The organism is Pseudoduganella sp. RAF53_2 (genome assembly GCF_052113985.1).
Taxonomy (GTDB): domain Bacteria; phylum Pseudomonadota; class Gammaproteobacteria; order Burkholderiales; family Burkholderiaceae_D; genus Rugamonas.
The window spans coordinates 1-11,527 of sequence record NZ_JBFRDW010000118.1; the positions used below are offsets into that span (position 1 = coordinate 1).

Annotated in this window: 10 protein-coding genes and 1 pseudogene; 10 read left to right on the plus strand and 1 reads right to left on the minus strand. The window is 61.1% G+C overall.

Going from position 1 to position 11,527, the window contains the following annotated elements; genetic code table 11:
- The 10 genes and pseudogenes from AB4Z11_RS09500 to AB4Z11_RS09545 form a co-directional block, all read left to right on the plus strand.
- Positions 1-348 (plus strand): annotated as a pseudogene (locus AB4Z11_RS09500) (tRNA (cytosine(32)/uridine(32)-2'-O)-methyltransferase TrmJ); the annotation flags it as partial.
- A 202-nt stretch (positions 349-550) separates the two neighbouring features.
- On the plus strand, positions 551-1,066 hold the full coding sequence (locus tag AB4Z11_RS09505; RefSeq protein ID WP_442024763.1) for a hypothetical protein: 516 nt from the start codon (positions 551-553) through the stop codon (positions 1,064-1,066).
- Positions 1,063-2,688 carry a GMC family oxidoreductase N-terminal domain-containing protein gene (locus AB4Z11_RS09510; RefSeq protein ID WP_442024765.1) on the plus strand — a complete coding sequence of 542 codons (1,626 nt, stop codon included), beginning with the start codon at positions 1,063-1,065 and terminating at the stop codon, positions 2,686-2,688. The genes AB4Z11_RS09505 and AB4Z11_RS09510 overlap by 4 nt, the downstream gene beginning before the upstream one ends.
- Before the next feature lie 10 nt (positions 2,689-2,698).
- Positions 2,699-3,595: an esterase/lipase family protein gene (locus AB4Z11_RS09515; protein WP_442024767.1), complete on the plus strand. Its 897-nt coding sequence runs from the start codon at positions 2,699-2,701 to the stop codon at positions 3,593-3,595.
- Between the two features lie 53 nt (positions 3,596-3,648).
- Entirely contained in the window at positions 3,649-4,785 is a 1,137-nt protein-coding gene (locus tag AB4Z11_RS09520) for an ATP-binding protein (protein ID WP_442024769.1), read from the plus strand.
- Positions 4,786-4,823: 38 nt separating this feature from the next.
- Positions 4,824-8,450 (plus strand): EAL domain-containing protein, encoded by a 3,627-nt coding sequence (locus AB4Z11_RS09525; protein ID WP_442024771.1) that lies wholly within the window; start codon positions 4,824-4,826, stop codon positions 8,448-8,450.
- Between the two features lie 15 nt (positions 8,451-8,465).
- Positions 8,466-9,236, plus strand: coding sequence for a substrate-binding periplasmic protein (locus tag AB4Z11_RS09530; RefSeq protein WP_442024773.1), 771 nt, complete (start codon positions 8,466-8,468; stop codon positions 9,234-9,236).
- A 62-nt stretch (positions 9,237-9,298) separates the two neighbouring features.
- Positions 9,299-9,703 carry a phasin family protein gene (locus AB4Z11_RS09535; protein ID WP_442024775.1) on the plus strand — a complete coding sequence of 135 codons (405 nt, stop codon included), beginning with the start codon at positions 9,299-9,301 and terminating at the stop codon, positions 9,701-9,703.
- Between the two features lie 47 nt (positions 9,704-9,750).
- Positions 9,751-10,416, plus strand: coding sequence for a TetR/AcrR family transcriptional regulator (locus tag AB4Z11_RS09540; protein WP_442024777.1), 666 nt, complete (start codon positions 9,751-9,753; stop codon positions 10,414-10,416).
- Positions 10,413-10,982, plus strand: a complete 570-nt coding sequence (locus AB4Z11_RS09545; protein WP_442024779.1) for a TIGR00730 family Rossman fold protein — start codon at positions 10,413-10,415, stop codon at positions 10,980-10,982. The genes AB4Z11_RS09540 and AB4Z11_RS09545 overlap by 4 nt, the downstream gene beginning before the upstream one ends.
- Here the strand turns inward: AB4Z11_RS09545 and AB4Z11_RS09550 are convergent.
- Positions 10,979-11,482, minus strand: coding sequence for a YgjP-like metallopeptidase domain-containing protein (locus tag AB4Z11_RS09550; protein ID WP_442024781.1), 504 nt, complete (start codon positions 11,480-11,482; stop codon positions 10,979-10,981). The genes AB4Z11_RS09545 and AB4Z11_RS09550 overlap by 4 nt on opposite strands.
- Positions 11,483-11,527 lie beyond the last annotated feature (45 nt).

Sequence of the window (11,527 nt, forward strand, 5' to 3'; positions counted from 1 at the left end):
CTGGTGAATATTCCGGCCAATCCTGAGTATTCTTCGCTCAATCTGGCGCAGGCGGCGCAGGTGCTGGTGTATGAATGCCGCATGGCGGCGCTGGCGGGGCAGCGCGCCGCGACCGATGTGGGCTTCCACGGCGAAACGGCCAGCCTGGCGCAGATCGAGGGCATGTACGAGCACCTGGAACAGGCGCTGGTGGAAGTCGGCTTCCTCGACGCCAGCAACCCGCGCAAGCTGATGCCCCGCCTGAAGCGCATGTTCTCGCGCACCGGCCTGGAAACGGAAGAAGTCAATATCCTGCGCGGTATCGCCCGCCAGATTATCGCGCGCAGCAAACCCAAAGCTAACCCCTAGTGGCAGGCGCGCCGCGCCAGCCACTTTGGTACGCGCCGCATCTGCCACTTTGGTACGCGTGCCGCATCGGCCATTTTGGTACGCGGCGTCTAGCCGGTGGCTGGCACATCGTGCCTGCCACCAGCAGTTAGAGGTTTTCCTCTATTACGAATCCCCGCACGAACGTACACTTTTGTGACTAAAAATATCACAAGGGGAGACCATGCAACGCAGATCGTTTCTGAAAGCGGGGCTGCTGGGGGCGCTGGCGCTGGCCGCGGGCGGCGCCGTCTATCGCCAGCTGCATCCGCCAATCCTGCAGCGCTATGCGATGGACGACAACGCGCGCACCATTGTGGCCGCCCTGGTGCCGGCCATCGTTGGCCCGGTGCTGCCGCAGGACACAGCGCAGCGTAAAGCCGTTCTGGATGGCGCAGTGGACCGCGTCGCCGGCGCCATAGCCGGCCTGCCGCTGCCCACGCAAAAAGAAGTCGCCGATCTGTTTGCATTGCTCTCGCTGGCGCCCACGCGCCATCTGCTGGCCGGTATCCGCAACTGGCGCGAAGCCACGCCGGAGGAACTGGCGGACTTCCTGCAAAGCTGGCGCACGCATCGTCTCGGCCTGCTGCAAACGGCTTATCACGCGCTGCACGACCTGGTGCTGGGCGCCTGGTATGCCGACCCGGTGAGCTGGGCGGCCATTGGCTATCCCGGTCCGCTGAAGGAGCTGAGCGCATGACGAGCCCAATCCCAGATCCAATCACCGCCGGCCTGGCCTCCGGCTGGAAAGTCATCGACGCCTCAGCACTCGACAAGGACCTGACGCTCGATGCCGACGTGGTCATCGTCGGCAGCGGCGCCGGTGGTGGCGTCACGGCCGAAATCCTCAGTCTGGCCGGGCTGCGCGTGGTCATCGTGGAAGAGGGCGCGCTGAAATCCTCGCGCGACTTCAAGATGCGCGAGGCCGACGCCTATCCCCAGCTTTACCAGGAATCGGCCGCGCGCAAGTCCAAGGACAAAGCCATCAACATTCTGCAGGGCCGCACCGTGGGCGGTTCGACCACCGTCAACTGGACTTCCAGCTTCCGCACGCCGCCCGACACGCTGTCCTGGTGGCAGAACCGCTATGGCCTGAAGGACTACAACGTTGCCGCGCTGGCGCCATGGTTCCAGCTGATGGAAGAGCGCCTGCACATCGCCGACTGGCCGACGCCGCCCAATGCCAACAATGGCCTGCTGGGCGAGGGGGCGCAAAAGCTGGGCATCTCCTTCGGCCATATTCGCCGYAACGTGAACGGCTGCTGGAATCTGGGCTACTGCGGCATGGGTTGTCCGACCAATGCCAAGCAATCGATGCTGGTGACGACCATTCCGGGCGCGCTGTCGCATGGCGCCACGCTGCTCACGCGCGCCCGCGCCGAGCGTTTCGCCTTGCAGAATGGCCGTGCAGAACGCCTCGATTGCAGCGCGCTCACTGCCGACGGCATCGAATCCAACGGCCGCCGCATCACGCTGAAGGCCAGACACTTTGTGGTGGCGGGCGGCGCGATCAACTCGCCCGCGCTGCTGATGCGCTCCGGCGCACCCGACCCGCATGGCTTGCTGGGCAAACGTACTTTCCTGCATCCGGTGGTGGTATCGGCGGCGACCTATCCGCAGCCGGTGGAAGCCTACTCCGGCGCGCCGCAGACCGTGTATTCCGACCACTTCCTGCACACTGGTCCGGTGGACGGACCGATTGGCTACAAGCTCGAAGTGGCACCCATGCATCCGCTGATATCAGCCACGACCATGGCGGGATTCGGCGCAGCCCATGCGGCCCTGCTGCACAAGTATCCGCATGTGCAGGGCATGCTGGCGCTGCTGCGCGATGGTTTCCACGATGGTGCGCAGGGCGGCGCGGTGGAGCTGCGCAGCGATGGCTCGCCGGTGGTGGACTATCCGCTCACCGATTACGTGTGGGATGGCGCGCGCCGCGCGCTGCTGACGATGGCAGAGATTCAGTTCGCAGCCGGCGCCAATGGCGTGTCGCCGGTGCACGAACTGGCGCAGACCTATACCAGCTGGAACGAAGCCAGACAGGCCATCAGCGCGCTGCCGATGCAAAAGCTGATCACGCGCGTGGTATCGGCGCACGTGATGGGTGGCTGCATGATGTCGGCAGATGATCGCAACGGTGTGACCGATCCAAAAGGGCGTTATCACGGCGTTACGAATCTTTCAGTACATGATGGTTCGTTATTCCCGACCTCGATCGGCGCCAATCCCCAGCTGTCGATTTACGGTATCGTAGCGAGGCTGGCCAGTGGTCTGGCCGAGGATCTGACGGGCCGTCCTGCGCCAAGGCCTGTCGCGGCATAGGAGAGGGCAGGTGGTAGCACGCGTACTTGCAGTGATCATGGTCGTCCAGCTGGTGGCGGCGGGACTGTTCTGGTATCTGTTCTCACGCTGGATGCCGCTCGACGTCGCGCTGGTGCTGGCGATCGTGATCGTGCTGCTGGTACGTATGATCATCACCGCCAACAACTTCCGTCTTGCCGCGCGCATGGGCAGCGCGCCGCCCGATGAGCACAAGCTGGACCTGTTCGGCCGCTTGCGCCTGTTCCTGGATGAATATTCGTCCACCATGCTGACCACATCGTGGAATATGCTGCGCCATCGGGAGCGCATGCATATCGCAAGCAATCCGCGCGGGACGCCGGTACTGCTGATACACGGGTATGGCGCCAATGGCGGCTTCTGGGCGCACCTGAGCGGCATGCTGGAGCATGAGCGCATCAGTCACACCACCGTCAATCTGGAGCCGATGACCGCGTCCATCGACGACTACGCGGCCCAGGTCGAGCGTGCCGTGCAAGCCTTGCGCAAGGCGAGCGGAGCGCACAAAGTTGCAATTGTGGGACACAGCATGGGCGGCCTGGTAGCGCGGGCCTGGCTGCGCCGCCACGGTGCAAGCGATGTGGCGCGCGTGATTACGCTTGGCACTCCACATCATGGAACGGGACTCGCCAGCATGGGCGTTGGCAACAACGCCAGGCAAATGCAGCTTRGTTGCGAGTGGCTGCAGCAGCTGGAAGCCTTTGACCGCGAGCAGCGTGGCCTGTTCACATCGATCTATTCTTATCACGACAACATCATCGCGCCGCAGACTTCCTGCCATCTACCGGGTGCGAAAAATATCCCATTTGGTGGAATAGGCCACGTGGCACTGGGCCGCCATCCCGCCATTCTGCAGCGTGTTGTTGCGGAGATTCTGTCGATCCCTTAGACTGTCTTTCAGGAAAGCCCTAAGGCAGGTACTTACTTTCTGAAAGCTGTACGATGGCGACAGAGTTCGGTAAGCTGGATCACAAGGATACGCAAGACGCAGAAGTGCGGTTCGGCAGCTTGCTGGAATCCGTGCCGGATGCGGTCATCATGGCCAATGCACACGGCCGCGTGGTGCTGGCCAATAGTCAGGCCGATATGCTATTCGGGTATGCGCGCGGCGAGCTGCAAGGCAAGCTGCTGGAAGAATTGATGCCGGCGCGTTTTCGTGCGATGCATGAATCGCACCGCAATGGCTATGCGCGCCAGCCGAGTGTACGGCCGATGGGCGCTGGCCGCGAGCTGTATGGCCTGCGCAAGGATGGCCATGAATTTCCGGTCGAAATCAGCCTGAGTCCTGTCGCGACCGGGCAAGGCACGCTGATCATGAGCGCGATCCGCGACATCAGCGAACGTAAGCGCTTCGAGCAGGCGCTGCATGAAAAGAATCTGGAACTGTCCCGCGCCAACCAGGCCAAGGACCGCTTTCTGGCGAATATGTCGCATGAACTGCGAACGCCACTCAACGCCGTGATCGGCTTTACTGGAACGCTGCTGATGCAGTTGCCCGGCCCGGTCAATGCGGAACAGGAAAAGCAGCTGCGCACCGTGCAGTCCAGCGCACGCCATCTGCTCTCATTAATTAACGACTTGCTGGACCTGACCAAGATCGCATCCGGAAAAGTGGAACTGCATCCTGAGCCGGTCAACTGCCGCGCCGTGATTGAAGAACTGGCGCTGGTGTTCCGGCCGCAGGCGCGGCAAAAAGGCCTGGTGTTGCAGTTCCGTGCACCGGCTGATCCGGTGACGCTGCGCACCGACCGCCGCGCGCTGCAGCAGATCCTGATGAACCTGATGAACAATGCGATCAAGTTTACGGATTCCGGCGAAGTCAATGTCGTGCTGGAGAAATCGATGAAACACGCGCTGATCAGCGTGACAGATACGGGCGTTGGGATCGCCCAGCATCACCAGGACAAGCTGTACCAGGCATTCACCCAGATCGACCAGGGGACAACGCGGCAATTCGAAGGCACGGGCCTTGGCCTGCATCTGAGCCAGCAACTGGCCGGACTGCTGGGAGGCAAAATCAGCTGCTCCAGCCAGCAGGGCAAAGGCAGCATATTCGTGCTCTCACTGCCGCTGGAATAGGGGATACTCTCGTGAACGAATCTATTAGGAGCGCCAACGTGTCAGCCCGCATCCTTATCATCGAAGACAACCCCACCAATATGGAGTTGATGGTGTACCTGCTGCGCGCTTTCGGCTATCAGCCATTGATGGCGCACGATGGCGAAGAAGGCGTTGCCGCAGCAGGCCGCGAAAAACCGGACCTCATTATTTGCGATGTGCACCTGCCCAAGCTGGATGGCTACGGCGTGGTGTCGCGCCTGAAGCAGGACCCGGAACTGAAAGCCATTCCCACGCTGGCGGTGACCGCACTGGCCATGGTGGGCGACCGCGAAAAACTATTGGCGGCAGGTTTTGACGGCTATATCGGCAAGCCGATCGAGCCGGATACTTTCGTCACACAGATCGAGTCTTTTTTACCCGGGGAGATGTCGCCCCGAGGTGAAAACGACATCGCCACGATTCTGATTGTCGATGACCATGTGCTGAATCGCGAATTCCTCATGACCTTGCTGGGCTACAGCGGCCACCGGCTGCTGGAAGCATCCAGCGGCATCGATGGTTTGAAGGTCATGGAAACGGAACGTCCGGATCTGGTGATCTCGGACATTCTGATGCCGAATATGGACGGCTACGAATTCGTCAGCCGCATGAAGGCCAATCCGAAAACTGCGGACGTACCCATCATCTTCTACACCGCGACCTACCGCGAGCGGGAAGCGATGGCGGTGGCGGAAGCCTGCGGTGTGCGCTGGGTCTTGCCGAAACCTTCCGATCCGGACGTGATTCTGAAAACGGTGCATGAAGCGCTGGGTGTGGCGGAGCAGGAAGAAACCGTGCCGGCCTTTGCGCCCGAGCCGCCGTCCGAGAACCGGCTGGTGGATATCGAGAACAAGGTCGCCGAGTATCTCGATGAACTGGAATCGAGCAGCCAGCTGATTACACACCTTGCCACCAATGGTGAAGTAAAGGAGTCCGAGCCGGAGCATCTGACGCAGATGACGCAGCGCCTGTCGCGCTCCCTCTCCAGCCTGCAGGCGGTGAGCTTGCGTTTGACATCGCTGATTGAACTGGGGATCGATCTGGGCGCCGAACGTGATCCGCAGGCGCTGATCGAAATCGGCGGCCGCGTGGCGCAGAATATTTGCGTGTCGCGCTACGCCTGCATTGGCGTGCTGGAACCGGCTGCGGAAGAGATGAGCTTTTTCGCGACGTGCGGCACCAGCGAACAGGCGTCCGTGATTGCGGAGACCCCGCGCGCCGGCATACTGAACGCTTTGCTGGAGCAGCGCGTGCCGGTGCGCATGAGTGAACTGCCGGGACCTGCGACCGAAATTGGCCTGCCGGAGCGCCATCCTCCGGTGCATTCCTTCCTCGGCGTGCCGATTGCCTCGCGCGAGCGTGTGCATGGCTGGCTGTATCTGGTGGATAAGCTGGGCGCGAGCGAATTCAGTGAAGTCGATGAGCGCGTGGCGTCGACCGTGGCGGCGCAGATCGCGGTCGCTTACGAAAATCTGCTGCTGTATGACGAGATCCGCCGTCACCACGCCCAGCTGCAGCTGGACATGAATGCGCGCATCCGCCTGGATGAAGACTTGCGCCGTTTCCGTCTCGCGATGGATGCGACCGCCGACGGCATCTTCCTGGTGGACCGCGCGAACATGTGCTTCATCGACGTGAACGTGACAGCCTGCCGCATGCTGGGCTACGAGCGCGACGATTTCCTGCGCGTGGGGCCGAACAAGTCCACCATTCCCGATCTGGTGCCGCTGGAAGATCTGTACGACAAATTGCTGGCCGGTGATCAGAGCGGCGCCATGGCAGAACTGCTCCTGCAGTGCAAGGACGGCAGTTCGCTGTCGGTGGAAGTGCAGCGCCGCACCCTGCGTTCGGGCCAGAACTGGATTCTGGTGGCGGTGGCGCGCGACATCACGGAGCGCAAGGAAGCCGAGAAGCGCTTGCTGAAACTGGCCCACTTCGACACCTTGACCAATCTGCCGAACCGCAGCCAGTTCTACGATTCGCTTGCGCATTCGCTGAAGCAGGCCGGTGAGCACAACTGGGCGCTGGCCGTGCTGTTCATCGACATGGACCGCTTCAAGAATATCAACGACACGCTGGGCCATACCATCGGCGATGAGCTGCTGATTCAGTTCTCCAGCCGCCTGGTGGATTGCCTGCGTGTGCGCGACACCATTGGCCGTTTCGGCGGCGACGAGTTCGCAGCCATCCTGATGCTGCCGGAGGGCGCGCAGAACGCGATTGCAGTCGTCGACAAGATTCGCGAAGCGATGCGCCATCCCTTCGACCTGAAAGGGCATGAAGTCACGGTGACCGCGTCCATCGGTATCTCCGTGTTCCCGGATGATGGCACCGATCCCGATACCCTGATCCAGTACGCCGACACGGCCATGTACCGCGCCAAGGAAGCCGGCCGCGATGCCTTCCGCTTCTTCACCGCGGAGATGAACGCGCAATCGCTGGCGCGGCTCGATATGGAAAACGCGCTGCGCCGCGCGATCGACAACGAAGAATTCGTGCTGTACTTCCAGCCGAAAGTGCATATCGCCACGGGCCGCATCAGTGGCGCCGAGGCGCTGATCCGCTGGCAGCGCCCGGGGCATGGCATGGTGTCGCCGGCCCTGTTCATTCCGCTGCTGGAAGAGACGGGGCTGATCGTGCGCGTCGGCACTTGGGTGATTCACGAGGCTTGCCGCAAGATCGCGGAGTGGAACCGGTCCAAGACGGGCGCGGTGCATTTGTCGGTGAACGTGTCCGGCATTCAGTTCTTCGTGGGCGGACTGGAAGAAGAGGTGATGCGCGCCATCAAGGAGCACGATATCGCACCGGAGCTGCTGGAACTGGAGCTGACGGAAAGTTCGCTGATGTCCAATGCCGAGGAAACCATCACGGTGCTGCAGAACCTGAAGGCGCTGGGCATCAAGATTTCCATTGACGATTTCGGCACCGGCTATTCTTCGCTGGCTTACCTGAAGCGCTTCCCGATCGACAAGCTGAAGATCGATATCGCCTTCGTGCGTGAAGTGACCAGCAATCCGGACGATGCGGCGATTGTGCTGGCCATCATCAATATGGCGCACAGCATGAAGCTGAAAGTGATCGCGGAAGGTGTGGAGAAGGACGCGCAACTGTCCTACCTGCGCCGCCACGATTGCGATGAGATGCAGGGCTATTACTTCAGCCGCCCCGTACCGGCCGAGGAATTCGAACTGATGCTGCGTGAAGGCCGCCACTTGCAAGCGCCGGTGGACGAGAGCATCGTCGATCAGCAAACCTTGCTGATTGTGGACGACGATGCCTTCATGCTCGATGTGCTGAGCGATTTCCTGGCGCAGGACGGCTACCGCATCCTCACCGCACAAACAGCAGCGGAAGGCTTTGATGTTCTTGCCCGGCATAGGGTGCAGGTGATCTTGTGCGACCAGTGCATGCCCATGATGAGCGGCACGGAGTTCATGGAGCGGGTGAAGAACCTGGCGCCGGACACCTTCCGCATCATGCTGTCGGCCTATGCGGACCTGACGCCGATCATGGCGGCCATCAACCATGGCGCCATCGACCGCTTCTACACCAAGCCCTGGAAGGGCGCTGTGCTGCGCGAGAATATCCGCGAGGGATTCCGCCTGCACAGCCAGTTGCGCGCGACCGCACAGGTCGCAGCATGATGCGCGAGGCTGGCCATGTACTCCCCATGGCTGGCCGGTCTGCTGCTGTCGACGGTCATGGCTTGCAGCGTGGCAGCCGAGGAGGGCTTGCGCATCCTCGCGATGGAGAACAAGCCGCTTAGCTTCCGCAACGGCGACCATGCGGATGGCATGCTGATTGAACTGGTGGATCAGCTTCAGTTGCGCATCGGCGTGCGCTCGGAAGTCGAATTGCGCACGCTGGCGCGCGCCATCACCATCGGCAATGTCACGCCCAACGTGATGGTAATGCCGCTGGCGCACACGGCGGAGCGCGACCAGCACTACACTTATGTCGGCCCGATCTTCGTGGCTTATGTCGGCATTTTTGCGCTGAAGGAGAGGGCGCAGGAACTGCATGCCATGGGCGACGATATCCGCAAGCTGCGCGCGGGCGCGCGCCGCGGCTCCATATTTATCGAGCAGGCGCGCCGGCAGGGATACAACGTGACGGACGATCCGGTATCCAGCGAAACGGCCGCGCGCATGCTGATGCTGAAGCGTTTCGACCTGTGGTTCGATGGCGAAGAGCTGGCCGGTCCGGCGCTGGAGCATGAGGGCTACAAGCGCGAGGACGTGGAAGAGATCAAGCGCGCGGGCGCCTTCAACGCGTACTTTGCCTTCTCGAATGGCACGCCCGAATCCACCATCAAGGCCTGGGCCGACGCGCTGCGCGAGATGAAGCGCGACGGTACGTTCCAGCGCATCTACCACAAATGGATGCCGGGCTACCCTTTGCCACAGGAAGAAGTGGCGCGCAATCACTAGCTTTAGATGCCGTCTTCTAGATTGTCTCGATTACAATAAACGGACATTCGAGGAGAGAGTAAATGGCCAAGAAGACCAAGACTCAGGAAAAGAGCGAGGACCATATGACCAAGGCCGTGCGCTCATCCGCGAAACAGATCTGGCAGGCGGGCCTGGGCGCATTCACCGACCTGCAGCAGCGCACACGCGGCGTTGCGGGCGATAAGGCAGGCCATGTCGAGGAAACCGTCAACACGCTGGAGCAGGTGTTCCAGGAGCGCGTGACGCGGGCGCTGGAATCGATCGGAGTCCCCATGCGCAAGGAGATTGACGCGCTGACTGCCCGGGTGGAAGAGCTGAGCCGCGAGGTGGAGGCGCTCGGCGGCAAGCCCGCCAAGAAGCCTGTGGCGGCCAGGCCGGCGGCAAAAAAGCCCGCTGCGAAAAAAACCACGGCAAAAAAGACCGCATCCCGCAAGCCTGTTGCCTGACGCTCAACAATGATATCCTTGCAGGGGTGCCAATAGAGACCCCTGCCATGCAACAAAAAGCTCCTAGACGAACCCGCGAACGCATTCTGGAACTCTCGCTGCGCTTGTTTAACGAGTTCGGTGAGCCGAATATTACGACCACCGTGATCGCGGAAGAGATGAACATCTCGCCCGGGAACCTCTACTACCATTTCCGCAACAAGGACGATATCGTCAACTCCATCTTCGTCCAGTTCAAGGCGGAGGCAGAGCGCATGCTGCAGGTGCCCAGTGGCCGCCGCTCGAATATCGAGGACGTGTGGCTCTACCTGCACCTGATGTTTGAACTGATCTGGCGCTACCGCTTCTTCTACCGCGACCTGAACGATCTTCTGTCGCGCAACCGCAAGCTGGAACTGGAGTTCAAGGAACTGCTGGCCCACAAGATCAAGGTGGCCAAGAATCTGTGCGTCGACCTGCGCACGGAAGGTTCGCTGGAAGCCAGCGATATGGCCATCGACGCCATGAGCGTGAATATGGTGGTGGTGGCGACGTATTGGCTGTCCTATGAATTCGTGCGCAATCCGCGCAAATACTCGGAACAGCAATCGATCGCCGATGCGCTGGCGCGCGGCTGCTATCAGGTGCTGTCGCAGATCGGCCCTTATCTGCGGGGCGAAACCAGCGTCCTGTTCCAGAAACTGTCTGAAGAATATTTGAAGAAGCTGAAATGAAATCGATTTGTGTGTACTGCGGCGCCAATGCTGGCGTCACTCCGCTCTACGCGGAAGGTGCGCGTGGCCTGGCAGCCGCGCTGGTGGAACAGAATCTGGGCCTGGTCTATGGCGGCGGCAACGTCGGCCTGATGGGCGTGATTGCGGACGAAGTGCTGCGCCTGGGCGGCGAAGTGACGGGCGTGATCCCCACCGCGCTGATGGAGCGCGAAGTAGGGCACACCGGCCTGACGCGCCAGTTCATCGTCAAGGACATGCACGAACGTAAAGCCATGATGGCCCAGTTGTCGGATGGTTTCATCGCCATGCCGGGCGGGATGGGCACGCTGGAAGAACTGTTCGAGATGCTGACCTGGTCGCAGCTGGGCATTCATTCCAAGCCGGTCGGCCTGCTGAATGTGGACGGCTTCTACAACCACCTGGTTCAGTTCATCGGCCACGCCAGCGAGCAAGGCTTCATCCGCCCGCAGCACGCGGCGCTGATGATGGTGGAAGAAGTCCCGCAGAAGCTGATTGAACGCCTGCGCGAACCGCGTCCCGAAAACGTGGCGAAGTGGATTCGCTAAGCCCAGAGCTTCTGGCCGCTTGAGAGATCGAGCTGCGTGAGGTAAAGGCGCACATCGAACTCATACTGGTGGTAGTTGGGCTCCATGTAGGTGCACAGCTTGTAGAAGGCCTTGTCGTGCTGCTTTTCCTTCAGGTGCGCCAGCTCGTGTACTGCGATCATGCGCAGGAATTCCAGCGGCACGTCCTTGAACATGGTCGCCACGCGGATCTCGTGCTTGGCCTTCAGCTTGCCGCCCTGGACGCGTGAGATGGCCGTGTGCAGGCCAAGAGCGTGATTGATCACGTGGATCTTGCTGTCGTAAGCCACCTTGTCGATCGGCGCGGAACTGCGCAGGTATTCCGTCTTCAGATCCTGGACGTAGTCATACAGTCCACGATCCGTGCGGATATCGTGAGCTTTCGGATAACGTTTCACTAGCACTTCGCCGAGGCGGTCCTGATCGATCAGGAGCTGAACCTGCTGCAAAGTCTGTTCGGAATAGGCGCTGAGGTATTTCATGGAGGCGCGAATGGTATCACGACGCGGCTTTGCGGAGGTCTGACA

Coding starts and splice junctions, on each gene's coding strand:
- AB4Z11_RS09505 (WP_442024763.1), top strand. CDS start 551: ATGCAACGCAGATCGTTTCTGAAAGCGGGGCTGCTGGGGGCGCTGGCG.
- AB4Z11_RS09520 (WP_442024769.1), top strand. CDS start 3,649: ATGGCGACAGAGTTCGGTAAGCTGGATCACAAGGATACGCAAGACGCA.
- AB4Z11_RS09530 (WP_442024773.1), top strand. CDS start 8,466: ATGTACTCCCCATGGCTGGCCGGTCTGCTGCTGTCGACGGTCATGGCT.
- AB4Z11_RS09535 (WP_442024775.1), top strand. CDS start 9,299: ATGGCCAAGAAGACCAAGACTCAGGAAAAGAGCGAGGACCATATGACC.
- AB4Z11_RS09540 (WP_442024777.1), top strand. CDS start 9,751: ATGCAACAAAAAGCTCCTAGACGAACCCGCGAACGCATTCTGGAACTC.
- AB4Z11_RS09545 (WP_442024779.1), top strand. CDS start 10,413: ATGAAATCGATTTGTGTGTACTGCGGCGCCAATGCTGGCGTCACTCCG.
- AB4Z11_RS09550 (WP_442024781.1), bottom strand. CDS start 11,482: ATGAAATACCTCAGCGCCTATTCCGAACAGACTTTGCAGCAGGTTCAG.